Origin of the sequence: Tardiphaga sp. 839_C3_N1_4, from assembly GCF_051811045.1 — a bacterium.
Classification (GTDB): Bacteria; Pseudomonadota; Alphaproteobacteria; order Rhizobiales; family Xanthobacteraceae; genus Tardiphaga.
The window spans coordinates 3,357,615-3,383,089 of record NZ_JBPWQD010000001.1; the positions used below are offsets into that span (position 1 = coordinate 3,357,615).

At 62.9% G+C, this 25,475-nt stretch carries 26 protein-coding genes and 1 other RNA gene; 15 read left to right on the forward strand and 12 right to left on the reverse strand.

Features of this window, described 5'->3' with window-relative positions:
- Positions 1-2 precede the first annotated feature (2 nt).
- From AB8A38_RS16130 to AB8A38_RS16155, 6 genes are all read left to right on the forward strand, one after another.
- Positions 3-710: a pyrimidine 5'-nucleotidase gene (locus AB8A38_RS16130; RefSeq protein WP_315840437.1), complete on the forward strand. Its 708-nt coding sequence runs from the start codon at positions 3-5 to the stop codon at positions 708-710.
- A gap of 100 nt (positions 711-810) precedes the next feature.
- Positions 811-1,656, forward strand: coding sequence for a 2,3,4,5-tetrahydropyridine-2,6-dicarboxylate N-succinyltransferase (dapD, locus tag AB8A38_RS16135; RefSeq protein ID WP_231078267.1), 846 nt, complete (start codon positions 811-813; stop codon positions 1,654-1,656).
- A 67-nt stretch (positions 1,657-1,723) separates the two neighbouring features.
- The gene (locus tag AB8A38_RS16140) at positions 1,724-2,200 is read left to right on the forward strand and encodes a DUF805 domain-containing protein (protein WP_439086632.1); all 477 of its coding nucleotides are present in this window, start codon (positions 1,724-1,726) and stop codon (positions 2,198-2,200) included.
- Between the two features lie 98 nt (positions 2,201-2,298).
- On the forward strand, positions 2,299-2,919 hold the full coding sequence (locus tag AB8A38_RS16145) for a DUF805 domain-containing protein (protein ID WP_439086633.1): 621 nt from the start codon (positions 2,299-2,301) through the stop codon (positions 2,917-2,919).
- Positions 2,916-4,082 (forward strand): succinyl-diaminopimelate desuccinylase, encoded by a 1,167-nt coding sequence (dapE, locus tag AB8A38_RS16150; RefSeq protein WP_439086634.1) that lies wholly within the window; start codon positions 2,916-2,918, stop codon positions 4,080-4,082. The genes AB8A38_RS16145 and dapE overlap by 4 nt, the downstream gene beginning before the upstream one ends.
- A complete protein-coding gene (locus AB8A38_RS16155; RefSeq protein ID WP_315840433.1) occupies positions 4,079-4,639 on the forward strand; it encodes a phosphorylase family protein in 561 nt (186 codons plus the stop codon). The genes dapE and AB8A38_RS16155 overlap by 4 nt, the downstream gene beginning before the upstream one ends.
- Here AB8A38_RS16155 and truA read toward each other — a convergent pair.
- The 3 genes from truA to def all read right to left on the reverse strand — a co-directional run bounded on the left by truA (position 4,636) and on the right by def (position 6,966).
- Positions 4,636-5,376: a tRNA pseudouridine(38-40) synthase TruA gene (gene truA / locus AB8A38_RS16160; RefSeq protein WP_439086635.1), complete on the reverse strand. Its 741-nt coding sequence runs from the start codon at positions 5,374-5,376 to the stop codon at positions 4,636-4,638. The genes AB8A38_RS16155 and truA overlap by 4 nt on opposite strands.
- On the reverse strand, positions 5,376-6,308 hold the full coding sequence (fmt, locus tag AB8A38_RS16165; protein WP_439086636.1) for a methionyl-tRNA formyltransferase: 933 nt from the start codon (positions 6,306-6,308) through the stop codon (positions 5,376-5,378). The genes truA and fmt overlap by 1 nt, the downstream gene beginning before the upstream one ends.
- 136 nt (positions 6,309-6,444) lie before the next feature.
- A complete protein-coding gene (def, locus tag AB8A38_RS16170) occupies positions 6,445-6,966 on the reverse strand; it encodes a peptide deformylase (RefSeq protein ID WP_439086637.1) in 522 nt (173 codons plus the stop codon).
- 220 nt (positions 6,967-7,186) lie between these two features.
- On the opposite strand from def, the gene AB8A38_RS16175 reads away from it, so the two are divergent.
- Positions 7,187-8,401 (forward strand): DNA recombination protein RmuC, encoded by a 1,215-nt coding sequence (locus AB8A38_RS16175; protein ID WP_439086638.1) that lies wholly within the window; start codon positions 7,187-7,189, stop codon positions 8,399-8,401.
- 42 nt (positions 8,402-8,443) lie between these two features.
- Positions 8,444-9,811 carry an AmpG family muropeptide MFS transporter gene (locus AB8A38_RS16180; protein WP_439086640.1) on the forward strand — a complete coding sequence of 456 codons (1,368 nt, stop codon included), beginning with the start codon at positions 8,444-8,446 and terminating at the stop codon, positions 9,809-9,811.
- 11 nt (positions 9,812-9,822) lie between these two features.
- Here the strand turns inward: AB8A38_RS16180 and AB8A38_RS16185 are convergent, their stop codons facing one another.
- From AB8A38_RS16185 to ffs, 5 genes are all read right to left on the reverse strand, one after another.
- Positions 9,823-10,269 carry a hypothetical protein gene (locus AB8A38_RS16185; protein WP_315840428.1) on the reverse strand — a complete coding sequence of 149 codons (447 nt, stop codon included), beginning with the start codon at positions 10,267-10,269 and terminating at the stop codon, positions 9,823-9,825.
- Between the two features lie 16 nt (positions 10,270-10,285).
- Positions 10,286-10,888 carry a recombination mediator RecR gene (gene recR / locus AB8A38_RS16190; protein WP_439086641.1) on the reverse strand — a complete coding sequence of 201 codons (603 nt, stop codon included), beginning with the start codon at positions 10,886-10,888 and terminating at the stop codon, positions 10,286-10,288.
- A 1-nt stretch (position 10,889) separates the two neighbouring features.
- Entirely contained in the window at positions 10,890-11,210 is a 321-nt protein-coding gene (locus AB8A38_RS16195) for a YbaB/EbfC family nucleoid-associated protein (protein ID WP_315840426.1), read from the reverse strand.
- A 21-nt stretch (positions 11,211-11,231) separates the two neighbouring features.
- Positions 11,232-13,109 carry a DNA polymerase III subunit gamma/tau gene (locus AB8A38_RS16200; RefSeq protein ID WP_439086643.1) on the reverse strand — a complete coding sequence of 626 codons (1,878 nt, stop codon included), beginning with the start codon at positions 13,107-13,109 and terminating at the stop codon, positions 11,232-11,234.
- 170 nt (positions 13,110-13,279) lie between these two features.
- An RNA gene (gene ffs, locus AB8A38_RS16205) (signal recognition particle sRNA small type) lies at positions 13,280-13,376 on the reverse strand.
- A gap of 180 nt (positions 13,377-13,556) precedes the next feature.
- Between ffs and AB8A38_RS16210 the strand changes: the two genes are divergently transcribed.
- From AB8A38_RS16210 to AB8A38_RS16235, 6 genes are all read left to right on the forward strand, one after another.
- Positions 13,557-13,979 (forward strand): HIT domain-containing protein, encoded by a 423-nt coding sequence (locus AB8A38_RS16210; protein ID WP_439086645.1) that lies wholly within the window; start codon positions 13,557-13,559, stop codon positions 13,977-13,979.
- Positions 13,980-13,984: 5 nt separating this feature from the next.
- Positions 13,985-14,923, forward strand: a complete 939-nt coding sequence (nudC, locus tag AB8A38_RS16215; protein ID WP_439086647.1) for an NAD(+) diphosphatase — start codon at positions 13,985-13,987, stop codon at positions 14,921-14,923.
- A 32-nt stretch (positions 14,924-14,955) separates the two neighbouring features.
- Entirely contained in the window at positions 14,956-15,888 is a 933-nt protein-coding gene (locus AB8A38_RS16220; protein ID WP_315840424.1) for a sugar kinase, read from the forward strand.
- Between the two features lie 78 nt (positions 15,889-15,966).
- The gene (locus AB8A38_RS16225) at positions 15,967-16,476 is read left to right on the forward strand and encodes an Lrp/AsnC family transcriptional regulator (RefSeq protein ID WP_089262825.1); all 510 of its coding nucleotides are present in this window, start codon (positions 15,967-15,969) and stop codon (positions 16,474-16,476) included.
- Positions 16,477-16,621: 145 nt separating this feature from the next.
- Positions 16,622-17,659 carry a YeiH family protein gene (locus AB8A38_RS16230; protein ID WP_439086648.1) on the forward strand — a complete coding sequence of 346 codons (1,038 nt, stop codon included), beginning with the start codon at positions 16,622-16,624 and terminating at the stop codon, positions 17,657-17,659.
- Positions 17,660-17,726: 67 nt separating this feature from the next.
- Positions 17,727-18,608, forward strand: a complete 882-nt coding sequence (locus tag AB8A38_RS16235; protein ID WP_439086649.1) for a LysR substrate-binding domain-containing protein — start codon at positions 17,727-17,729, stop codon at positions 18,606-18,608.
- Between the two features lie 181 nt (positions 18,609-18,789).
- Here the strand turns inward: AB8A38_RS16235 and AB8A38_RS16240 are convergent, their stop codons facing one another.
- From AB8A38_RS16240 to hrpB, 3 genes are all read right to left on the reverse strand, one after another.
- Positions 18,790-20,289 carry a phosphomannomutase/phosphoglucomutase gene (locus AB8A38_RS16240; protein WP_439088538.1) on the reverse strand — a complete coding sequence of 500 codons (1,500 nt, stop codon included), beginning with the start codon at positions 20,287-20,289 and terminating at the stop codon, positions 18,790-18,792.
- 142 nt (positions 20,290-20,431) lie between these two features.
- A complete protein-coding gene (locus tag AB8A38_RS16245; protein WP_315840420.1) occupies positions 20,432-20,950 on the reverse strand; it encodes a TIGR02281 family clan AA aspartic protease in 519 nt (172 codons plus the stop codon).
- A 141-nt stretch (positions 20,951-21,091) separates the two neighbouring features.
- Positions 21,092-23,566: an ATP-dependent helicase HrpB gene (hrpB, locus tag AB8A38_RS16250; protein ID WP_439086650.1), complete on the reverse strand. Its 2,475-nt coding sequence runs from the start codon at positions 23,564-23,566 to the stop codon at positions 21,092-21,094.
- A 202-nt stretch (positions 23,567-23,768) separates the two neighbouring features.
- Here hrpB and AB8A38_RS16255 point away from each other — a divergent pair, with 202 nt between their 5' ends.
- Positions 23,769-24,833 (forward strand): acyltransferase family protein, encoded by a 1,065-nt coding sequence (locus tag AB8A38_RS16255; protein WP_439086651.1) that lies wholly within the window; start codon positions 23,769-23,771, stop codon positions 24,831-24,833.
- A gap of 3 nt (positions 24,834-24,836) precedes the next feature.
- Here the strand turns inward: AB8A38_RS16255 and AB8A38_RS16260 are convergent, their stop codons facing one another.
- Positions 24,837-25,442 carry a hypothetical protein gene (locus AB8A38_RS16260; RefSeq protein WP_439086652.1) on the reverse strand — a complete coding sequence of 202 codons (606 nt, stop codon included), beginning with the start codon at positions 25,440-25,442 and terminating at the stop codon, positions 24,837-24,839.
- Between the last annotated feature and the right edge of the window lie 33 nt (positions 25,443-25,475).

The window sequence follows — 25,475 nt, forward strand, 5'->3', positions numbered from 1 at the left end:
CAATGACCCTGCCGACCAAATCGCCGCGTGCCTTCAACCATGTCGAGACATGGGTGTTCGATCTCGACAACACGCTGTATCCGCACCACGTGAACCTGTGGCAGCAGGTCGATGGCAAGATCCGCGACTTCGTCGCGAACTTCCTCAGGATTTCGCCCGACGAGGCCTTCAAGGTTCAGAAGGATTATTACAAGCGCTACGGCACCACCATGCGCGGCATGATGACCGAGCACGGTGTCCGCGCCGACGACTTCCTCGCCTTCGTCCACGAGATCGATCATTCGCCGCTGGAGCCCAACCCGGTGATGGGTGCCGCCATCGCGCAATTGCCCGGCCGCAAGCTGATCCTGACCAACGGCTCGGTCGCCCATGCCAGCGCGGTGCTGGAGCGCCTCGGCTTCGCCGACCAGTTCGAAGCGATCTTCGACATCATCGCCGCCGATCTGGAGCCGAAGCCCGCGCAGCCGACCTATGACAAGTTTCTTCGCCTGCACGGCGTCGATCCGTCCAAGGCCGCCATGTTCGAGGACCTGTCGCGCAACCTCGTAGTGCCGCACCAACTCGGCATGACCACCGTGCTGATCGTGCCCGACGGCGCCAAGGAGGTGGTGCGCGAGGACTGGGAGCTGGAAGGCCGCGACGACGACCATGTCGACCACGTCACCGACGATCTGACAGGTTTTCTGGCGGCGCTGAACGCGGCGCGGTAGGGCGGGATGGCCGCCCGCGCGTCTTGACTCTCCCCGGCCAAATCCCGACAAAAGCTTCAAGAAATCACCCTTTACCCACGATCTGCCCAAGGAAATTGCGATGTCGCTGACCGCCCTCGAGTCCACCATCAATGCCGCCTTCGACGCGCGCGATAACGTCAACGCCTCGACCAAAGGTGAAGTCCGCGACGCCGTCGATCAGGCGCTGAACCTGCTCGACAAGGGCGAGGCCCGCGTCGCCGTCCGCGCCGACGACGGCAAGTGGACCGTCAATCAGTGGCTGAAGAAAGCCGTGCTGCTGTCGTTCCGCCTCAATGACATGGCGCAGATCTCTGGTGGTCCCGGCGGCGCGGCCTGGTGGGACAAGGTGCCCTCGAAGTTCGAGGGATGGGGCGACAACAGCTTCCGCGACGCCGGCTTCCGCTCCGTACCGGGCGCTATCGTGCGCAAGTCGGCCTTCATCGCCAAGAACGTCGTTCTGATGCCGTCCTTCGTCAATCTCGGCGCCTATGTCGATGAGAGCTCCATGGTCGACACCTGGTCGACGGTCGGCTCCTGCGCCCAGATCGGCAAGCGCGTGCACATTTCGGGCGGCGTCGGCATCGGCGGCGTGCTGGAGCCGCTGCAGGCCGGTCCGGTGATCATTGAGGACGACTGCTTCATCGGCGCCCGCTCGGAAGTCGCTGAAGGCGTGATCGTGCGCAAGGGCGCGGTACTGGCCATGGGCGTGTTCCTGGGCGCATCGACCAAGATCGTCGATCGCGAAACTGGCGAAGTGTTCGTCGGCGAAGTGCCGGAATATGCGGTGCTGGTCCCCGGCAACCTGCCCGGCAAGCCGATGAAGAACGGCCAGATCGGCCCCTCCACAGCCTGCGCCGTGATCGTGAAGCGTGTCGACGAGCGCACCCGGTCCAAGACCAGCATCAACGAGCTGCTGCGCGACTGATTGTCGTTCGGGCCGGTTTGCGCGTAGCATCGCGCAGACCGGACCGATCGACAACTTGGGGGCTGCCATGGACTGGACCACGCTGCTTTTCAGCTTCACGGGACGGATCAATCGCGGCAAATACTGGCTAGCCATCCTGATCTACATAGTGGCCTGGATCGCCTTCATGGCTGCTGCCCTGATATGGCTCGGCGGCTTTGACACCGATCGCCTGTTCAGCATGGTCGGCGGCGCACTGCTGCTGTGGCTGGCCGCCATTGTCCTCATCACCGCCGGCACATGGTCCGGCATCGCCACCGGCATCAAGCGGCTGCACGACCGCGAGAAGAGTGGATGGTGGATCCTGGTGTTCTGGCTCGGCCCCAGCGTCCTAAGCGGCATTGGTAGTACCAGCAGCGCGAGCACCAGCTTCGTCTTTCATATCGCCAGCTTCGCCGTGACCATCTGGGCCATCGTCGAACTGGGCTTCCTGCGCGGCACCGCCGGGCCGAACGAATACGGTCCCGATCCGCTTGCCGAACCCGCGATTGCACAGAGAGTCTGAGCCTCGTCGGCCGCGCGTTCCGCTCCGCGATCGAACCGAAGTCCATCCGAGGCGACCAACTATCCTGAGCCGCGCCGTCGCCGTGCTCCGGAGCACCGATGATGGGCTATCAATGGCTTCTGTTCGGCTTTGACGGCCGTATTAACCGCGCCAGAGTCTGGCTTGCGGCACTGATCATGCTGGGCCTCATGGCATTGCTGGGCTTTGCCATGTTCGCAATCGGCAAGTCGTTGGGCATGCCGATCAACTCCTTCAGTTTCAGCACCGACGACATTTTCGCCATCGTCGATCCCGCATCTTATCGCTCTATGTCATCGGCCAACCTGTTCCAGCTGATCGTCCGCGTGGTGGCGACGCCCTTCTTCCTCTGGATCTATGCCGCCATCTCGATCAAACGGCTACATGATCGGGACCGAAGCGGCTGGTGGACGGTTCCGTTCTTTGTCGTGCCCGGCCTGTACAATCAGCTTGGTGGCTGGCTGGGCGACTCGATCCCCGCTATCACGCTGGCCATAGTCGTATTCATCGTCGCCCTCTGGGGGGCGGTCGAACTGTACGTTCTCAAGGGAACGCATGGCGACAACCGGTTCGGCGCCGACATGCTGGCCCCCGCCGATCCGGTCCATACGCGGCCGGCCTGGGACCAGCAAAGTGAGCTCGAATTTGTCCCGCATCGCGCTGGCCCATCGGCGGGACCTCATGTTAATCGGGGGATATGAATGATGTTCTGTCCATCGCCCAGGCGCTGCTGCGCTGCCCGTCCATCACGCCCGCGGATGCCGGCGCCCTCGGCGTGCTCGAGAGCCTGCTGACGTCGGCCGGCTTCGAAGTCCATCGCGTCACCTTCAGCGAGGAAGGCAGCGCCGACATCGAAAACCTCTATGCCCGGATCGGGACTTCCGCGCCGCATATATGTTTTGCTGGCCATACCGACGTGGTGCCGCCCGGTGATGAAGCGGCGTGGACCCATGGTGCTTTCTCCGGCGACGTGACGAACGGCCTGCTCTACGGTCGCGGCGCGGTGGACATGAAGGGTGGCATCGCCGCGTCGGTCGCCGCCGTGCTGGACTATCTGGCGGCGAATGACGGCAGGCCGCAAAAGGACGGCGGCGGTTCGATCTCCTTCCTCATCACCGGCGACGAAGAAGGCATCGCCGTCAATGGCACCGTGAAGCTGCTGCAATGGGCGACCGAGCGTGGCGAAAAGTTCGATCATTGCATCGTCGGCGAGCCCTCGAATGTCGAGGAGATGGGCGACACCATCAAGATCGGCCGCCGCGGCTCGCAATCCGGTACGCTCGTGGTCGATGGCGTGCAGGGCCATGTCGCCTATCCGCATCGCGCGTCCAATCCGGTGCCGGACATTGCTGCGCTGATCACAGCGCTGAGCGGCGATCCGCTCGATCAGGGCAATGCGCAGTTTCAGCCGTCCAATCTCGAATTCACCTCGGTGGATGTCGGCAACAAGGCGACCAACGTCATCCCCGCGCAAGCGCGGGCGAAGTTCAATATCCGTTTCAACGACCATCACACGCAGGCGTCATTGCGCGACCTGATTGATGCACGCGTCGCGGCTGCCGCCGGCAACCGTATTCGCGCGCATGTGATCTGGGAGCCGAGCAATTCGGACAGCTTCGTCACAAAGCCCGGCGCATTTACCGATACGGTCGTCGCCGCGATCAAGGATGTCACCGGCCGCACACCGGATCTCAACACGGGCGGCGGAACCTCGGATGCGCGCTTCATCAAGAACTATTGCCCGGTGATTGAATTCGGCCTAGTCGGGCAGACCATGCATCAGATCGACGAACACACGAAGGTTGCCGATCTGGAGAAGCTCACCCAAATCTATCGTGGCGTGCTGGATCGGTATTTCGCATGAACGGCAAGATTCTCGTCCTCACCGCGCTCGAAAGCGAGCTCGACAAATCGCGCGCGCCTGCCGAGATCGAGGTGATTTTCACCGGCGTCGGCAAGATCAACACCACGATCGCGACGCTTCAGGCGGTGCAGGCCATGCAGCCCAAGCTCGTCGTGAACTACGGCACCGCCGGCAAGCTAAACACCAAACTCAACGGCCTCGTCGAGGTCAGCGACGTAATCCAGCGCGACATGAATGCTGAGCCGTTGGCGCCGCGCGGCCGCACGCCCTTTGCGCCCGATCTCGACCGCCTGGTCTCGGGCCAGCGCGGCGTGATCTGCGGCAGTGGTGACAGTTTCGTCACCTCCACCGATCCTTGGCTGGTGACGAACAATGTCGATATCGTCGATATGGAACTGTTTGCCATCGCACAGGTCTGCCTGCGCCACGGCATTCCCTGGCGCGCCTTCAAGTTCATCACCGACGACGCCAATGATTTTGCGCACGAGCATTGGACGGCGAATGTCGCGAATGGACAGGATCTGTTCTGGGACGCGATGAAGGGCGTGAAGGTCTAGTAATCGACCTTTACCAGATACAGCCCATCCGGCGGCGCCACGATGCCGCAGGCGCTGCGGTCCTTCGCGGCAAGCGCCGCAGCCAGGTCGTCCGGCGTCCAGCGACCGTTGCCGACCCAGACCAGTGAGCCAACCATCGAGCGCACCTGGCTGTGCAGGAACGAACGCGCGGACGTCTTGATCGTGATTGCCTCGCTATCCTGCACGACATCGAGCTGATCGAGCGTGCGAATCGGCGACTTGGCCTGGCATTCGGTATCGCGAAAGGTCGTGAAGTCGTGTCGGCCGAGCAGGCGCCTGGCGCCCTCCTGCATGGCGGCAACATCGAGCGGACGCGGCACGCGCCAGACCCGGCCGGCATCGACGGTGAGGTTCGCACGGCGATTGGTAATGCGATAGACGTAGTGGCGTTTGATGGCTGAGAACCGCGCCTCGAAATCATCCGGTACGATATCCGCAGACAGCACACCGACCGGGTGCGGCCGCAGATGGGCATTCATGCCATCGCGAAAGCGACCGGGCACCAGCACTTTCGGCACATCGCAATGGGCGACCTGGCCGAGCGCATGGACGCCGGCATCGGTGCGACCGGCGCCATGGACGCGGATTGGCTCGCCGCAAATGGCCTCGGCGGCGCGCTCCAACGCGCCCTGTACGGTCAGCGTCGCGTTGGCCTGCACCTGCCATCCGGAAAATGGCGTGCCGTCATATTCGATGATCATCTTGTAGCGCGGCATCAGCCCACCTGCAGAGGCGGCTTCAACGGCGTGCCACGCAGAAATTCACTGGCTTTCATCGGCTGCTTGCCGGCGCGCTGCAGGTCGATGATGCGGATCGCACCGTCGCCGCAGGCGATGGTGAGCTGATCGTCGATGATCTCGCCGGGCGCGCCCGCGCCCTTTGCAAGCTCGCAGCGCAGAACCTTCACGCGCACCGCCTCGCCCTCGATCGGCACTTCGCACCACGCGCCGGGAAACGGCGACAGGCCATGACAATGCCTGAGCACCTCGCGCGCCGACTTCGACCAGTCGATCTTGGCCTCCGCCTTGTCGATCTTGGCCGCGTAAGTGACGCCATCTGCGCTCTGCGGGGTCAGGCTCAGCCGTCCCCTTTCCAGCGCACCCATGGCCCGCACCATCAAGTCGGCACCAAGCGGCGCCAGCGCATCGTGCAGGTCCAGCGCCGTCATCGCATCGGTGATCGCCAGGCGCTCGGCCATGGCGACATCGCCGGTGTCGAGGCCGACATCCATCTTCATCACCATGACGCCGCTCTCGGCGTCGCCCTCCATGATGGCACGATTGATCGGCGCGGCGCCGCGCCAGCGCGGCAGCAGCGAGCCGTGCAGGTTGAAGCAGCCTAAGGGCGGCACATCGAGAATGTTCTGCGGCAGGATCATGCCGTAGGCGACGACGACCGCAGCCTCGGCCTCATGTGCACGAAATTCGGCTTCGGCTTCCGGCGTGCGCAGCGTCTTCGGCGTGAACACGGGAATGCCGAGTCGCTCGGCCTCGCGGGCCACCGGCGTCGGCTGCAGCTTCATGCCACGGCCAGCGGGCTTTGCTTCGCGGGTATAGACGGCGACGATCTCATCGCCATGGGCCACGAGTTCAAGCAGCGTCGGCACCGCGAAATCCGGCGTGCCCATGAAGATCAAACGAAGCGACATGTGGAGCTTCCAGCTAAGAGCACCAGCCTATCCGTCATGGCCGGGCTTGTCCCGGCCATCCACGTCTTTCGGTTGCTCGCTTCAAGACGTGGATACCCGGCATTCGCCGGGCATGACGAAGGAAAGGTCGGAGAATTTACTCAGCCCGCTTCGCTAACTTGGTGAACTTCTTCAGCACCCGGTCGCGCTTCAGCTTGGAGAGATAGTCGACGAACAGCACGCCATTGAGATGGTCGATCTCGTGCTGAATGCAGGTCGCGAACAGGCCGCTGGCCTCTTCCTCGATGGTCTTGCCGTCGAGGTCCATATAACGGATCCGCACTGTCGCCGGGCGTTCCACTTCCTCGTAATATTCGGGAATCGACAGACAGCCCTCTTCATAGACCGAGAGTTCTTCCGAGGCCGAGATGAGCTCCGGATTGATGAAGACACGCGGCTTCTTGCCGTCCTCCTCATCGTCCTTCTTGGCGATGTCCATGGTGATCAGCCGCAGCGGAACCGCGATCTGGATCGCCGCGAGCCCGATCCCGGGTGCGTCATACATCGTCTCGAACATGTCGTCGGCGAGCTTGCGCACCTCTGACGTCACCTTCTCGACAGGTTTGGAGATCAGCCGCAACTGTTTGTCGGGCAGGATAATGATTTCACGAATGGCCATGGCGGCGATTTAATCTGCGCGCCGGTCCGGGTCAATCCGCTGGAAAAGCTGGACTTTGAAGGACGTTAACTCCCCGCTAACCATGAAAATTAAGGCGAGGTTAACCACGCCGGTTAAGGTCCGCTTGACCACATTTCTTAGGCTTGGAAATTTATCTTTCATTAACCATAAATGTTCCCTCTTCGTTCGCGCGACCGACCGAATCGGCTACAAGGATGGGATGAACGAGATTCTTTTCATGATCGGCGACATGCCGGTCACCGCCGGTGTGGCATTGATGGGCTTCAGTGCTCTGGCGCTGGGTTTGCTGCTCACCATCGCCATCATCATCGCTCGCTCCGGTAGCCGCGGCGCCGCCATGGCCATGGCACAGGCGATCCGCGCCGACGAACTGGAAGAACGCCTCAGCGAAGTGCTGAAGGCGCAGAACGAGGCCACCGGCCGCGTCGACGCCATGGGCCAGGCCCTCGCGGGCCGTCAGGCCGACATGGCACGCGCGGTGTCCGAGCGGCTGGACTCGGTGACCCATCGCGTGGGCCAGTCGATGGAACAGACCACCCGCAACACCATGGAAAGCCTGAGCGCGCTGCATGAGCGGCTGGGCATCATCGACAACGCCCACAAGAACCTCACCGACCTCACCTCGCAGGTGACGACCTTGCGTGACGTGCTCGCCAACAAGCAGTCGCGTGGCGCCTTCGGTCAGGCGCGGATGGAAAGCATCGTCAAGGACGGCATGCCGAACGGTGCCTATGCGTTCCAGCACACGCTGTCGTCCGGCAAGCGGCCGGATTGCGTGATCTTCCTGCCGGACCAGCGCCCACTGTGCATCGACGCAAAATTCCCGCTGGAAGCCGTTACCGCGCTACATGACGCACGCAGCGACGACGAGAAGAAATACGCGGCACAGCGGCTGCGCGCCGACGTGATGAAACATGTCACCGACATCGCCGAGAAGTATCTGGTTGCCGGCGAGACGCAGGATACGGCGCTGATGTTCGTGCCATCGGAATCCGTCTATGCGGAAATCCATGACGGCTTCGACGACATCATTCAGAAGGCCTATCGCGCCCGTGTGGTGCTGGTATCGCCGTCGCTGCTGATGCTGGCGATTCAGGTGATGCAACAGATCCTGAAGGACGCGCGGATGCGCGATGCTGCCGACCAGATCCGCACCGAGGTACTGAATCTGGGCGACGACCTCACCCGCTTGCGCGATCGCGTGATGAAGCTGCAGACCCATTTTGGGCAGGCCAATGAGGACGTCCGCCAGATCCTGATTTCCGCCGACAAGATCGAGAAGCGCGCCGGCCGCATCGAGGAACTGGATTTCAGCAAGAGTGAACCCGCAACGCAAGTGACCCCGGCGATCGCCAAGACCGCCGCCCCCGACATGTTCGCGCCGCTGCCGCGCAAGATTCAGGCGGGGGAATAGGCCACAGGCCGCTTCCCCCCCCGAATCTGCTAACCCTTCCCCATGACCAGCGCGCCTGACTCGTCCGAAGCCGCCCTCGCCTTGAAGCCCCGTGCCACCTGGCGCGAGAGCATGGTGGTGTATCTGCAGCCGCGGGTGCTGATCGTGCTGCTGCTTGGCCTGTCGTCGGGTCTGCCGCTTGCATTGTCCGGTTCCACGCTGCTGGTGTGGATGCGCGAATCCGGCGTCGATCTCGGCACCATCGGGCTGTTCGCTCTTGTTGGCACGCCCTACACGCTGAAATTCCTCTGGGCGCCTTTGGTCGATGCGCTGCATGTGCCGTTCTTCACGCGACAGTTCGGCCGCCGCCGCGGCTGGCTGGTATTTTCACAGCTGCTGCTGATCGGCGCGATCCTGCTGCTGGCGCTGACCGATCCGGCGCGCTCGCCGCTGTTCGTAGCCCTTGGCGCCCTGCTGGTCGCTGCCATGTCATCGACGCAAGACATTGTCGTCGATGCGTTTCGTGTGGAGAGCCTGCCGGAGAGCGAACAGGCGGCCGGCATGGCGTCCTATGTCGCGGCCTATCGCATCGGCATGCTGATCTCCACCGCCGGCGTGCTGTTTCTGGTCAGCGCCTTCGAGAGCACGGGCATCGCGCGCTCCACCGCATGGATGTGGGGCTATGTGGCGATGGCTGCGATGGTGCTGATCGGCACGGTCACAGCGCTTGCGGCCACCGAGCCCGAGCAATCCGCACAGGCCGAAGCGGCCACGCGCGGCGAAAGCGCCTTCACGCGCGTGTTGCAGGCCGCAATCGGCGCGTTCTCCGAATTCCTGGCGCGCAAGGACGCCTGGGCGGCGCTGGCGTTCGTGGTGCTGTTCAAATTTACCGATGCGTTTTCTGGCACCATGACCGCGCCCTTCGTGATCGATCTCGGTTTCACGAGGAATGACTATGCGGCCATCGTCAAAGGCGTCGGCCTTGCCGCGACGCTGATTGGCGGTTTCGCTGGAGGTTTTGTCGCGCGGCGCTATTCGCTTGCGGCGAGTTTGTGGATCGGCGCCGTGTTGCAGGCGGTGTCCAATCTCGCCTTCTCGTGGCTCGCCATCGTCGGCGTCAATCAATGGGCGCTGGCACTGGCCATCTCGGTCGAGAATTTCACCAGCGCCATCGGCACGGTAATCTTCGTCGCCTATCTCTCCGCGCTCTGCAAGAATCCGCTGCACACGGCCACGCAATATGCGCTACTCACAGCGCTCGCTGCGGTCGGGCGGACCTATCTGTCAGCAGGCGCAGGTTACGTTGCGCAAGCGACGGGATGGCCGATGTTCTTCGTCATCAGCGTGGTGGTCGCGGTACCGAGCCTGATCCTGCTGATCTGGCTGCAGCGCCGCGCGCATTTCGAGATGCTGGGGCCGGTGCGGGTTTAACCGAAGCGAACTCAGTTCGGCTTCGTCACCACGCTCCATTTCGTCACGAGCGCTTCACTCATCTGCCCGGCCTGCTCGGCGCAGGTGACTTCAGCAACCTTGAGCGCCACTTCCTTGCCGACAAGTTTCTTCAGCTGCGTGGCTTGCGCGTCATTGGCGACGACGATCTCGAAGGTCTCGGGGCCGGTCTCGAGGTTGCACAGACCGGCGGGGGCCGGCAGCCGGCGGGGCTCACTGACCACTTGATACACATTGGTGCGCTTGCCCTTGGCGTCACGGCTGCGCATGGCATTGAGTTGCCCGGTCAGCACATCGCCGATCTTCATCGTCTTCGGTGCCACCGGTGTCGTTGGCGCAGCCGGCGTTTCCGTCGCGCCGCTGGCAGCCGTCGCAAACAGGCCGGCCGCGCAAATCGCCGCCGCCCAGATCGGCAAAGCCTTCAAGTCATATCGTGTCATCAATGCTCTTCCAGTCTTAAAACAGCGTCCGCTGTCGCATCGCCGCCGACAACGTGCCTTCGTCGAGATAATCGAGTTCACCACCAACCGGCACGCCATGGGCCAGCCGCGTCACCTTCACATTGGCCTCCTGCAGGAGGTCGGTGATGTAATGTGCCGTGGTCTGCCCATCAACCGTCGCATTCAGCGCCAGGACGATTTCACTCACTTCTGAATCATGCGCACGTGATACCAGTGCGTCGATGGTCAGATCCTGCGGGCCGACGCCGTCGAGCGGCGACAGCGTTGCACCCAATACATGATACTTGCCCGTCGTCGCATGGGCGCGTTCGAGCGCCCACAGGTCAGCGACATCTGCGACTACGACGATTGTCGAGGGATCGCGGCGCGGGTCCGTGCAGATCGTGCAGGGATTCTGCGTGTCGATATTGCTGCAGACCTTGCAGACCTGAATACGGTCGATCGCGACCTGCAAGGCACCGGCCAGCGGCGTCATCAGCGCCTCGCGCTTCTTGATCAGATGCAGCGCGGCACGCCGGGCCGAGCGCGGGCCAAGCCCGGGCAGCCGCGCCAGCAGTTGAATCAGGCGCTCGATTTCCGGACCGGCCGTGGACGCCATCTCAGGTAAGGCCCATCCCCGGCGGCAGACCGAGGCCGCCGGTCAGCGCCTGCATCTTCTCTTGCATCGCAGCTTCCGCCTTGCGGCGCGCATCGCCCAGCGCGGTGACCAGCAGGTCTTCCAGTATCTCGACTTCATCGGCTTTCATCAGCGACGGATCGATCTTCACGGCCTTCACTTCGGTCTTCGCGGTCATCCGCACTGACACGAGGCCGCCGCCAGAGATACCTTCGACCTCGACATGGTCGAGCTCGTCCTGCATCGCCTTCATCTTCGATTGCAGCTGCGCTGCCTGTTTCATCATGCCGAGAAAATCAGCCATGAGCTTTCCTTCGCAATTCGATTAATCGTCGTCGTTGAGACCGTCGGACGCATCGTCGCTGATCAGGTCCCTGTCACTACCGCTAAATTCCGGCGGCTCGGGGGCGATGACACGCACTTCGACCTTCGCACGAGGAAACCGTGCGAGTACTTCCTTCACTCGCGGATCGGCCTCCGCCGCGCGCTGGCGCTCGTTCTTCTGCTCGAGCTGCTGCTCACGCAACGTCGCCTGGCCCTGTTCGTTGGACACGATCACGGCCCAGCGCCGGCCCGTCCATTGTTCAAGCTTGCGCGACAGATCGTTGATCAATGTGCGCGACGCCGTACGCTCCATCGCCAGCTCAAGCCGTCCGTCCTCGATCCTGATCAGGCGTACATCCGCTTCAAGCGCACCGCGCACCATCAGGTCACGTTTCTCGCCGGCCAGTGCCACGAGCTCAGCGAAAGTCGAAATCTTCAGCACGGCCGCGGGCGGCGCGTCTGCCATGCCGACTTGCGGTCGCGGCGATGGTTCTGCGCTGCCGCGCTGCATGGTCGGACCACGCGACGCACTCGCCGACATCGTCGGCATGGCGGATGGCATCTGCGCTGACGGCAAGGATGCCAACGGAGCGGACGATGGCGCGGCACGGCCTCCACCATTCGTTGGGATCATCGGCGACGTCCCGCCATTCTGATCGAGCATCCGGATCGCTTCATCCGGCGTCGGCAAATCGGCAACGTAAGCGATGCGCACCAGCACCATCTCTGCGGCGGCGGCGGGACGCGTCGCTCCCTGCACTTCCGTGATGCCCTTGAGCAACATCTGCCACATGCGCGACAGCACACGCATGGAGAGCTTCGAGGCGAAATCGCGTGCGCGCAGACGTTCGGTCTCGCCAAACGCGACATTGTCGGCGGTTGCCGGCACGATCTTCACGCGGGTGACGAAATTGACGAATTCGGCAAGATCGCTCAGCACCACGATGGGATCGGCGCCGACATCATATTGTTCACGAAACTCGCGGAAGGCACTGGCGATGTCGCCGCGCGCCAGCGAATCGAACAGGTCGATCACCCGGGTGCGGTCGGCAAGGCCGAGCATCTGCCGGACCGCATCGGCGCGCACGGTGCCTGCGGCATGCGCAATGGCCTGATCGAACAGCGACAGTGAATCGCGCACCGAGCCTTCGGCGGCGCGGGCGATGATGCCCAGCGCTTCCGGCTCGACCTCGACATTCTCTTTGCCCGCAATGTTCGACAGATGCGACATAAGCACGTCGGCATCGACGCGGCGCAGGTCGAAGCGCTGGCAGCGCGACAGTACCGTCACCGGCACCTTGCGGATTTCAGTGGTGGCGAACACGAACTTGGCGTGTTCCGGCGGCTCTTCCAGCGTCTTCAGGAACGCGTTGAAGGCCGCGGTCGACAGCATGTGGACTTCGTCGATGATGTAGACCTTGTAGCGCGCGCTGGAGGGCGCATAGCGCACGCTGTCATTGATCTGGCGGACATCGTCGACGCCGGTATGCGACGCGGCGTCCATTTCGAGAATGTCGATATGCCGGCTTTCCATGATCGCCTGGCAATGGATGCCGGGCGTCGGCATGTGGATGGTCGGGCCTTTGACCGAGCCATCCGCCATTTCATAATTCAATGCGCGCGCGAGAATACGCGCCGTCGTCGTCTTGCCGACCCCGCGAACGCCGGTGAGAATCCAGGCCTGCGGAATGCGGCCGGTCTCGAACGCGTTGGAGACGGTGCGGACCAGTGCTTCCTGGCCGATCAGATCGTCGAAACTGCCGGGGCGGTATTTGCGCGCGAGCACGCGATAGGGCGTGGCGGCAGCAGGCGCCGGGGCAGCGCCCATATCGAAACCGGTCTGGTGATCATCGGGAGGGGACGTGCCAGCGTCGGTCATCGAGGAATCCGCAATGTGTTGTCTCGTAAAGCCGGCTTGCGGAACATCTGGCGCATCATAGGCGGAACGGGACACAGGTTCCGGCCTTCGATGCTGCCTCACTCATCGAACAAGGCGCCCACCGAGCAAACGACCCATGTGCAGGACGCTGAATTTGCTCGATAAAACAAGTAGGAGACTGACGAGCGACCCGATCCGGATCTCGTTAGGGCTGCTTCCTTCCGGACCTGACCCGATTGGCGAGTGGCTCGTCCACCGCCAATCTCCCGGTGCTTATTTGGGGCCAAAATGGTCGGAAAGCAAGCGCGGCGCGTGTCGCAAGTCCGCCGCAAGATTTGCGCAGGAAAGTCGCAAGAAAACGTGGTCCAGACGCGCAAAACCGGCCATGACGGGAGTTGTCTGCGCAGCCGCTTCCTGCGACGCTGTGCGCCTTAATCGAGAGTCAGAATGGCCGCTCCCTCCTCCTGGTCGCTGCACGAGCAGCTGCAACAAGACACCATCGACATCGGCGACCTCCCCCTCAGCCGCGTGCTGGTGGTGAAGGACGCGCACTACCCCTGGCTGATGCTGGTGCCGCGCCGCGCCGACACGACCGAGATCATCGATCTCGACGAGGTCGCGCAGGGCCAGTTGATGACCGAGATCAACCGCGTCGGCCGCGCGCTCAAAGAAACCACCAAATGCGACAAGCTCAATGTCGCCGCCCTCGGCAACATGGTGCCGCAGTTGCACGTCCACATCATCGCCCGCCGCAAGACCGATGCCACCTGGCCGCGGCCGATCTGGGGCGTGATGCCGCCACTCGCCCATGACGCCGCCGAAGTGCAGCGCTTCATCTCAGAACTCCGCCGCAAGATCTGGCTCGGTTGACCATCATGACAAGCAAGCTGTTTCCGCTCGGCCATCCGGCCTTCGTCTCCAACACGCTCGATCGCGCCGCGCATCTGCGCTTCAGCGACGAGAAACTGTTCGCACTGGAGGGCAAAAGCTCCTCGCGCGCTTATGTGATCTATCGCGACTCGCTGGTCATGAAGAAGGATGGCGATGCCCAGCGCGCGCTGCTGACCATCGACGAAGCGCTGAAGTTCGGCGCCAATCCCGGCACCGTCTTTCTCGGCCTGCGTGATGGCGATGCCGTATTCGGCATGGGCATCGGCGCACCCGCCGTGGAAAAGCTGCTGACCCGCGACGATGTCGTCGTCAGCGAACTCCGCGGCATGGCCATGCAGGGCGTGGTGCCGCCGGAGCAGCTTTCGGCGGTTGCACAGGCCAAGTCGCTCGTCTCATGGCATCAGCGCCACGGGTTCTGCGCCAATTGCGGCGCCAAGTCGTCGATGGCCGAAGGCGGTTGGAAGCGCGTCTGCCCGAGCTGCAAGACCGAACATTTCCCGCGCACCGATCCTGTCGTCATCATGCTGGTGGAGAAGGGCGACAAGTGCCTGCTCGGCCGCCAGAAGCAGTTCGCGCCGGGCATGTATTCGTGCCTCGCCGGTTTCGTCGAAGCGGCCGAGACCATCGAGGACGCAGTGAAGCGCGAGATCTTCGAGGAAGCCGGCATCCGCTGCACGGACGTCACCTATTACATGACACAGCCCTGGCCCTACCCGTCATCCCTGATGATCGGCTGCTCGGCCCGCGCCATCAGCGACGAGATTACCGTCGACAAAATGGAACTTGAGGACGCCCGGTGGTTTGACCGTGACGAGGCGATGCTGATGTGGAAACGCGAACACCCCGACGGGCTCGCGGGACCACATCCATTCGCCATCGCGCATCATCTGCTCGGTCGCTGGCTGCATCCCGACCAAGCCTGACCTGCAAGTCTGACTTTACGGGGGAGTTTCTCATGAGTGCCAAGCCTGTCCACGTATTGTGCATCGGCCTGCCGGTTCGCGACCTGACCTTTGCCGTCGAATCCGTACCCGGGCGTGGCCAGAAATTCCCTTCCCAACGGTTCGCCCAGATCATCGGCGGCAACGCGCTCAACGCCGCCATCGGCGTCAGCCGGCTGGGCGGCCGGTCGTCAATGACCGGACCGATGGGCGACAAGAGCGAAACCGCCGACCAGTTTCTGTTCGACGATCTTGCCAAGGAAGGCATCGACTCCGCGCATCTGGTGCATATGCCGGGTCTGGTGACACCGATCTCGGCCGTCATGATCGACCCTTCGGGCGAGCGCACCATCGTCACCTTCCGCGATCCCGAACTCTGGAAGGTGAAGTTGCCCGACCACGACGTGCTGCTGAAGGACAGCAGCGCCATCCTGGTCGAGAGCCGCTGCGCGGGCTTTGCCACCGAGCTTTGCATCGAGGCGCGCCATCGCGGCATTCCCGTCGTCGTCGATATCGATAGCACGCTGTCACAGCGCGAGGGCCTGCTGACTGCTTCGTCGCACCTGATCTTCTCGGACGATGCGCTGCAATCGACCGCTGGGATCACCGACAATCTCAAGGCGCTGCAGAAGATGGCAACGCTGACCTCGTCCTTCCTCGCCGTCACCCGCGGCCCCCGCGGTACGCTTTGGCTCGACGAGCAGGGACATCCGAAGGAAACTCCGGCCTTCCCGGTTCACACCGTTGATACCCTCGGCGCCGGCGACATTTTCCATGGCGCCTTCGCGCTGGAATTCGCGGGCGGCAAGTCGGTACCGGAGGCGCTGCGCTTCGCGTCCGCCGCCGCGGCCCTGAAATGCACCCGCTATGGCGGTGCTTTTGCCTGCCCGCAACGTGCTGAAGTCGAACAGCTTTTGAGGGAATCCAGGGTCGGCGCCCTTAGCTGAGGCCGCGCAGGGCTTGCTTTGGAAGAATGTTCTATATATGAGGTTACATTACCCCATAATTAGAACAAAGTTCTTCCCATGACCGATGTCGCCGACCAGCCCCTTGAATCCACCCGCCGCCTCGATGCGATCGATCGCAAGATCCTGACGGTGCTGCAGGAAGACGCCTCGCTATCGGTGGCCGAGATCGGCGACCGCGTGGGGCTTTCGTCGACACCGTGCTGGAAGCGCATCCAGCGCCTCGAGGCCGATGGCGTGATCCTCCGCCGGGTGGCGCTGGTCGATCAGAACAAGATCGGCCTCGGTATCTCGGTGTTTGTCTCGGTGGAGAGCGGCGACCATTCCGACGCCTGGCTGAAGAAATTCGCCGATGCCGTCAGCGCCATGCCGGAAGTCATGGAATTCTACCGGATGGCCGGCGACGTCGACTACATGCTGCGCGTGGTGGTCGCGGACATGCAGAGCTACGACATCTTCTACAAGAAGCTGATCAGTGCCGTGGCGCTGAAGAACGTCACCTCTCGCTTCGCCATGGAGAAGATCAAGTCGGTCACGGCGCTGCCGGTGCCACCGATGCCGGCTGCTTGAGGAATACCGTGCTGTCGTCGCCCAGTCGGACCGGGCGACGGCGCCGAGACAGATCAATCATATATTTCGATTGAATCAACAATAACGATCAATTAGATTTATTGATCGAACGGCATGAGGATGTGGCCAAACCGGAGTTTGGCCCATGACCGTTCTTGCCCAAGATGCGAACCGCACTAGCCCGCTTGCTGCTCGCAACCTCCCGCTTCTTCCCGGATTGGCGCTCACCGCCGCAATCGCCGGCGCCGCATTCGCCTTGCGTGAGATGCCCTATGTCGGCCTGGCCAGTCCGATGATCCTGGCCATCGGCATCGGTATCGCGATCCAGAACACATCCGGCACGCCGGCTGCAGCCAAAGCCGGCATCACCTTCTCCATGCGCAGCATCCTGCGCTTCGCCATCATCCTGCTCGGCCTGCAGATCACCGCGGCGCAATTGCTCGAGGTTGGCGCCGTCGGTTTTGCAGTGATCGCAGCGACGCTCATTGCAACCTTCGTCTTCACCACCTGGCTCGGCCGCACTATGGGCATCGACCGCCAGCTTGTCGAACTGATTGCCGCCGGCACATCGATCTGCGGCGCCTCCGCCGTGATCGCGACCAACACCGTGACCCGCGCGCCCGATGAGGATGTCGCCTATGCGGTCGCCTGCGTCACCATCTTTGGCTCGATTGCCATGTTCGTCTATCCGCTACTCGGTAGCGCGCTGCAGCTCGACCCACATCATTTCGGACTTTGGGCTGGCGCATCGATCCACGAGATCGCGCAGGTGGTCGCGGCCACCTTCCAGCAGAGCCGCGACGCCGGCGAATTCGGCACCGTCGCGAAACTCGCGCGCGTGATGATGCTGGCACCGGTGGTGATCACACTTGGCCTGCTGGCGACACGGCGCACACGTGCCATCGGCGCGGAATCCGGCAGCGCCAAGGTGCCGATGCCGTGGTTCGCCTTCGGCTTCGTGGCGATGGTGATCCTGAATAGCCTCGTTGACGTGCCGCATGCAGCTATGAGCCTGATCATTCCGATCACGACCTTCCTGCTGACCATGGCGCTCGCCGCCATGGGGCTGGAAACCAATATCCAGAAGCTGCGCGCCAAGGGCCTGCGCCCGCTGCTCCTCGGCGCCGCAGCCTTCCTCTTCATTGCCAGCTTCAGCCTCATGCTAGTGAAGCTGACTACTTAATTTTTTGACGCGTTTTCCTGAGCGAACCGGCATCCACTTCGCTCGAAAACACTATGACGGAGATCACATGACGCTCGAACAGCTCCGGATCTTCGTCGCCGTCGCCGAACACGAGCACATGACGCGGGCTGCCGAGAGTCTGCATCTCACCCAATCCGCCACCAGCGCCGCCATTGCGGCGCTGGAAACGCGCTATGCGACGCAACTGTTTCACCGTGTCGGCCGCCGCATCGAGTTGACCGAGATTGGCCGCGCCTTTCTGATCGAAGCTCGGGCCGTGCTGGCACGCACCGCCGCCGCGACGACCGTGCTCACCGATATGGCCGGCATGACGCGCGGCTCTCTTGCGCTTGCCGCGAGCCAGACCGTCGGCAATTACTTTCTGCCGCCTGTCATGGCGCGCTATCGCCTGCGCTTCCCCGGCATCGACCTCAGCCTGCGCATCGGAAATACCGAACAGGTGGCCGACTGGGTGCGCGATGGCGAAGTCGATCTCGGCATCGTTGAAGGCGCGGTTGACGACCCAGCCCTCGCGACCCGGCCCGTGGGCGACGACGAACTCGTGCTGGTGGTCGGCCGATCGCATCCATGGGCGAAGCAACACACTGTCGTGCCGGGTCAGTTCGCCGAGACAGACTGGGTGCTGCGTGAAGCCGGCTCCGGCACGCGCGCCATCGCGCAATCGGTGCTGGACCAATCAGGCATCGCGCCTGACCACATTCGCGTTGCCATGGAGCTGCCATCGAACGAAGCCGTCTGCGCGGCCGTCGTGGCTGGCGCTGGTGCGAGCATTATCTCACGCCTGGTTGCCGCCGCCTTGATCGGCAGCGGCGATCTCATCGCCATCAAGGCCTCGCTGCCGACACGGCGCTTCATCCAGCTGCGCCACAAGGAGCGCTATGTGACGCAGGCGACAAGGGAGATGTCGGAGATGATGGGGGCGCGATGAGTAAATCGTTACACGTCGACTATCAACCTGGAACGCTGTCATGCCCGGGCCTGACCCGGGCATCCATCTTTACGAGCAAGCGCGAACGGAAGATGAATGGCCGGGTCAAGCCCGGCCATGACGTGGGGAGAGGTCCGCGCGCAACGGAAAGATCGGACGCGCTGTCACGCGAGGAAGAGTGCTAAATCGTCTGGTTATACGCACCGACTTCCGGATGCGTCCGCAGCACCACATTCATGGCCTCGAACATGTCGTGCATCCGCGCTTCGGAGACCGGGCTTTCGACCACGACCACGAGTTCCGGCTTGTTGGACGATGCGCGCACAAGACCCCAGCTGCCGTCCTCGCAGGTGACGCGCACGCCGTTGACGGTCACGAGATCACGGATCGCTTGTCCGGCAACCTTGTCGCCTTTCTTCTGCGCATCCTCGAAATGCTTCACCACCGCAGTGACGACGCCGTATTTGGTCTCGTCGGCACAATGCGGCGACATGGTCGGCGACGACCAGGTCTTCGGCAGCGCGTCCTTGAGATCGGCCATGGTCTTACCCGGCGCGCGGTCCATCATCTCGCAGATCGCAATCGCCGACACGAGGCCGTCGTCATAGCCGCGCCCCACCGGCGCATTGAAGAAGAAGTGACCGGACTTTTCGAAGCCAGCGAGCGCATTCAGCTCATTGGTGCGGCGCTTCATGTAGGAATGGCCGGTCTTCCAATAGGTCGTCTTCGCATTCTGCTTCTGCAACACCGGATCGGTCACGAATAATCCGGTCGATTTCACGTCGACCACGAAGGTCGCATCCTTGTGAACCGCGGACATATCGCGCGCGAGCATCACGCCGACCTTGTCGGCGAAGATTTCCTCGCCGGTGTTGTCGACGACGCCGCAGCGATCACCGTCACCGTCGAAACCGAGACCGACATCGGCCTTGTGTTCGAGCACTGCATCGCGGATCGCGTGCAGCATTTCCATGTCTTCCGGATTCGGATTGTATTTCGGAAAGGTGTGATCGAGCTCGGTATCCAGCGGGATCACCTCGCAGCCGATCGCTTCCATCACTTGCGGCGCGAAAGCACCGGCGGTACCGTTGCCGCAGGCCACGACGACCTTCAGCTTGCGCTTCAGCTTCGGGCGGTTGGTGAGATCGGCGATATAGCGCGCCGGATAATTCTCGTGGAATTGATAGGAGCCGCCAGCCTTGTTCTTGAACTCGGCATTGAGCACGATTTCCTTGAGCCGGGTCATCTCGTCCGGGCCGAAGGTCAGCGGCTTGCTGGCGCCCATCTTCACACCGGTCCAGCCATTGTCGTTATGCGAGGCCGTCACCATGGCGACACAGGGCACATCGAGATCGAACTGCGCGAAATAGGCCATCGGCGTTACCGCGAGGCCGATATCATGGACCTTGCAGCCGGCGGCCATCAGGCCCGTCATCAGCGCGTATTTGATCGAGGCGGAGTAGCCGCGGAAATCGTGTCCGGTGACGATTTCCTGTTTCTGGCCGAGTTCTGCAATCAGCGCACCGAGCCCCATGCCCAGCGCCTGAATGCCCATCAGGTTGATTTCCTTGCCGAACAGCCAGCGCGCGTCATATTCGCGAAAACCCGTGGCCTTTACCATCGGCTCGGATTCGTAAGCGTAGGTATTCGGCACGAGCAAGGGCTTCGGCTTCGGAAACATCGCGGGACCTCGCATCTATTGGGATCAATCTCGAATGCGCAGGCTTAGCCTTTGCGCACGCCTGTGGGAAGACGCATGGGCATTCAAGGATGCGAGTTTGTTTAGAATTGGGCTGCGGCGTGAATGCGTGGGATATGACGTACTACTGTTCGAGTACCATCCGGCCATTTGCATATTCGAAGCGTTTCAACTTCGAGAGAAACGACAGGCCGAGCAGATTCTCGGACAGTGCCTCATCGGGCAGCACCATCGCATCGACATCACGCACGGTCAGCTCGCCGACCTGCACGACAGCGATTCGCGCGCGCGCAGCCTTCAGCGTTCCGTTCGCCGTTGTCACCGTGGCGTTATAATCGGCACGCGAGGGACGCAGGCCAAATCGCGCCGCCGACTTTTCATTCAATGCGATGACGGACGCGCCAGTATCGACCATGAAGCCGATGCGCTGGCCCTCGATACTCCCCTCAGTCTGGAAGTGACCGCGCGCATCGCGCGCAATCGACAGGCTGCGGACACCGGCCTTTGCGTTGCCCTCTGTGGTGGGTGCGGGGGATGACGCCTTCGCCATGGCCGGCGTCGTCGCCGTCATCTTGTCGGCCATCTGCGCCATCACGGTGCCCAGACCGATCAGGATCGCCGCGAAGAACATGATACTACGCATACGCAACCTCACTGAACGTAATCAGGGGAACCGCGAGTTCATCACACGGGCTCACCACCGTCCGTTCAGGACGGTCTTACAGACTGCTATTTTCGCGAAAAGGATGAGCGAAGCGTTAATGAGCGGCACTTTGCCTGATGATCACGTCCCGCGCGGCTTTACGCGGCGCGTCGGCAGTGCATTGGCGGGGTCTTCCGGCCAGGGATGGCGCGGATAGCGGCCGCGCAGGTCGGAGCGCACATCGAGGTAGCTGCCCCGCCAGAAGCCCGGCAGGTCGCGCGTCACCTGCACCGGCCGCTGCGCCGGCGACAGCAATTCCAGCACCAGCGGCACCTTGCCCTTGGCGACCGAGGGATGGGTGTTCAGCCCGAACAATTCCTGCAGACGGACGGCAATGGTCGGCCCCTGCTCAGCTTCGTAATCGATCGCCAGCACGGTCCCCGTCGGCGCCTCGAAATGCGTCGGCGCTTCCTTGTCGAGCCGCGCGCGCAGATCCCAGGGCAGCAGGCCCATCACGGCATCTGACAGATCGCCGGCCGAAAAATCCTTCAGCGAGGTCTTGTCGAATAGCGCCGGCATCAGCCAGCTCGCGCGCGCCGCGGCGAGCGCAGTGTCGGACAGATCGGGCCAGGCGTCGCCTTCCGACGCGCGCAGGAACATCACGCGCCCCCGCCACTGCTCCAGCGCCTTCGACCATGGCAAGCGGTCGATGCCCGCGGCCACAAGACCGTCGGCGAAAACACGCGCGGTGTCTTCGGACGGCTTCAGTGTGAACGGCGCTTCCGAGAGCGTGATCGCATGCAGCACACGCTTGCGGCGCCCGCGCAGCGACATCGACGCACGATCGAAACTGACATCGTCGGTATTCTCGATCTGATCGGCGAAACGCGTTTCGATATCGGCCTGCGCGATCGGCGCCGCCAGCAGGACACGGCCATTGGCGGCGGTGCCGGTGAGTTCGGCCACCGCGATGTAAGGCGCGCGCGCCAGTGCGGCGCTTTGTTCGATCGACGCCCCGCGTCCATTGGCGAGCACAAAACTGCCATTGCCGCGGTTCCTGGCGACTCGGTCCGGGAAAGCGAAAGCAAGCATGGTGCCGGTGGAAAGCTCCTCGTTCTCTTGGGCTGAAGAAGATTTTTCCACCTGATCAGCCCAGCGCTCCGCGAGCTGCCGGGCGCTACCGGCGCGCTGCGAACGGTCGCGGCGGAATTGATCGAGGCGGTGGTCGAGATCGACGCTATCGCCACCAAGACCACGTTCAGTGAGGATGGCAGCGATCTCGGCGGCCTCCTCGCCATAACCGAACCGCGCCGAATCCACGATCATGCGCGCCAGTCGCGGCGGCAGCGCCAGCGCGCGCAGCGCGTGACCTTCCTCGGTGATGCGGCCATCGCCATCCAGCGCGCCGAGTTCGCCGAGCAGGCCGCGCGCTTCCTTCAGCGCCGGCGCGGGCGGCGGATCTAGGAAGGTCAGTTGCGCGGGATCGCTGACGCCCCATTGCGCAAGATCGAGCACCAGCGTCGACAGATCGGCGCTTAGAATTTCCGGCTGCGTGTAGGCCGGCAGCGACGCCGTCTGCGGCTCGTCCCACAGCCGATAACAGATGCCGGGCTCCGTACGTCCTGCACGGCCGCGGCGCTGATCGACGGCGGCGCGCGAGGCCCGCACGGTTTCCAGCCGCGTCAGCCCAATGTCCGGCTCATAGCGCGGCACGCGCGCGACGCCGGAATCCACGACGATGCGCACGCCTTCGATGGTCAGCGAGGTCTCGGCAATCGAGGTCGCCAGCACCACCTTGCGCTGCCCCTTGGGCGCCGGCTGGATCGCACGGTCCTGCACGCCGGCATCAAGTGCACCGAACAACGGCACGATCTCGATGGACGCGTCGTGCACGCGCTCGGCGAGAAAATTCTGCGTGCGGCGGATTTCCGCGGCGCCCGGCAGGAACGCCAGCACCGAGCCGGGATCGGCACGCAAGGCGGTCGCGATGGCGTCGGCCATCTGCCGCTCAAGCTGGATGTCGGGCTTGCGGCCGAGGTAGCGCGTCTCCACAGGATAGGCGCGTCCCTCGCTGGCAATGACCGGCGCGTCGCCAAGCAGTTTCGCGATGCGCGCGCCGTCGATGGTCGCCGACATCACCAGGATGCGCAGATCCTCGCGCAATCCGGTCTGCGCATCTCGCGCCAGCGCGAGGCCCATATCGGCATCGAGCGAGCGCTCGTGAAATTCGTCGAACAGCACCGCCCCGATAGTCTTCAGCTCGGGGTCATCGAGAATCTGCCGCGAGAAGATGCCTTCGGTGACGACCTCAATCCGGGTATTGCGCGAGATCTTGGAGCCGAAGCGCACCCGATAGCCGACAGTCTCGCCGACGCGTTCGCCCAGCGTCTTCGCCATCCGCTCGGCGCTCGCCCGGGCGGCGATGCGCCGCGGCTCCAGCATGATGATCTTCTTGCCCTGCAGCCACGGCGCATCGAGCAGCGCCAGCGGCACGCGCGTGGTCTTGCCGGCGCCCGGCGGGGCCACCAACACCGCGGCATTGCCGGCCTCCAGCGCGCCCGACAGGTCGTCAAGCACAGCATCGATGGGCAGGGATGTATCGAAGGTTCGGGTCAAATCAGGCTCTGCAATGGTCCCGGCTGTCATACGCGGCAGCGGAGCGGCGGACCATCCCACATTCCTTAACCTGCGTTAACCACCCCACCAAACTCGCACTGCCGCGACCATTTGCGGGGCTTATTCTTCGGCTAGGGAAAGGCAATTGAAACCGATCTCGTCTCATGATCCGGCCAAAAGAAGCGCCGAACAGGGGATACCGATGACCACCAGTGGCACCTTCGCCGTCGCCGATCGCGCGGCGCTGTCGGGGACAGAGCGAATCGACTGGGTCGATTACGCCAAGGGGATCTGCATCATCATGGTGGTGATGATGCATTCGGTGCTGGGCGTGGAACTAGCCGCCGGCCAGACCGGCTACATGCATCTGCTGGTGGCCTTTGCCAAACCGTTCCGGATGCCGGATTTCTTCCTGATCTCGGGGCTCTTTCTGGCCCGTGTCATCGACCGCGACTGGCGGACCTATCTCGACCGCAAGGTCGTCCACTTCCTGTATTTCTACGTGCTGTGGGTGACCATCCAGTTCGGCTTCAAGGCGCCCGGCTTCGCCGCCGAACATGGCTGGGCGTACGTCGCCAACCTCTATCTGACCTCCTATATCGAGCCGTTCGGTACGCTGTGGTTCATCTATATGCTGCCGGCGTTCTTCATCGTCACCAAGCTGGCGCGGCGCGTGCCGCCGCTGCTGATCTGGGGCATCGCCGCCGCGCTGGAGATGGCGCATATCAGCACCGGTTGGACGATGATCGACGAGTTCTGCGCGCGCTTCGTCTATTTCTATTCCGGCTATCTGTTCGCAACGCAGGTGTTCGCGTTGTCCGATCGTGCGCGCGCCAAGCCGGCGATGGCATTGATCGGCCTTGCGGCCTGGGCGCTGGTCAATGCCGCGCTTGTCTATGATGGCTGCAGCGAATGGCCCGTGATCTCGCTGATGCTCGGCTTTGCCGGCGCGGTCGCCATCATCGTGATGGGCATGCTGCTGGCGAAAATGCAGTGGCTCGGCTTCATCCGCTTCTTCGGCGAGCATTCCATTGTCATCTATCTCGCCTTCTTCCTGCCGATGGCGACATCGCGCGCGCTGCTGCTGAAATTCAGCCCGTTCGACATCGGCACGATCTCGCTGCTGGTGACACTCTGCGGGGTCATCGGCGCGCTGGTGATCTGGAGGCTCGCACTGATGGTTCGTGCGAACTTCCTGTTCGAGCGCCCGACAGCGTTCTGGATCGCACCGAAGAAGAAAGGCGCGACCCTGCAGGCGGCGGAGTAAAACTCACACCACCTTGGGCGACGTGCCGTCATTGAGCTTTACGCCGTCCTTCATGCCCTTAATTTTGGCGCGGAAACCTTCCGCATCGCCGAAATCCGCAAAGCCGACATAATGCGGATGTGGGCCGAGCACGCGGCGCGCATGCTTGATCGGGCACCAATAGACCTCAGTGCGCGCGGCGACTTCGCGCACGAAGGCGGCGGCGCCATTGCAATAGGAGCAATAGGCGCAATTCACCTTCTCGATGATGTTGAGATAGGCGAGATGATGCCGGTCGAACACCAGATAGTCGCGCCGCCGCACCTTGGGGATACCATAGATCGGAAAGCAGATTGCCTGATAGGCCATCACCGAGAGATCGATCAGCACGAAGGGGATGATCAGCGAATAGATCACCGGAGCCGACAACACGATCAGCGGATTGGCGCTGAAGAGGTATTTCGACGCGCCCACCTTGATGGCGCGCTGCAGCTTCTCGATATCCTGCTCGAACACGATCTTGCGCCGCTCGAAACGGAAACGCAGCTCTTCCCGCCGGCGGGTCAGCTCGGCCTCGATCTCGGCCTCCACGCCCTTCATCTTGTCCATCAGTTCGGCGAGCTCGGGCATGACTGGTCCTTCGATTGGCAATGACCGGCGCAA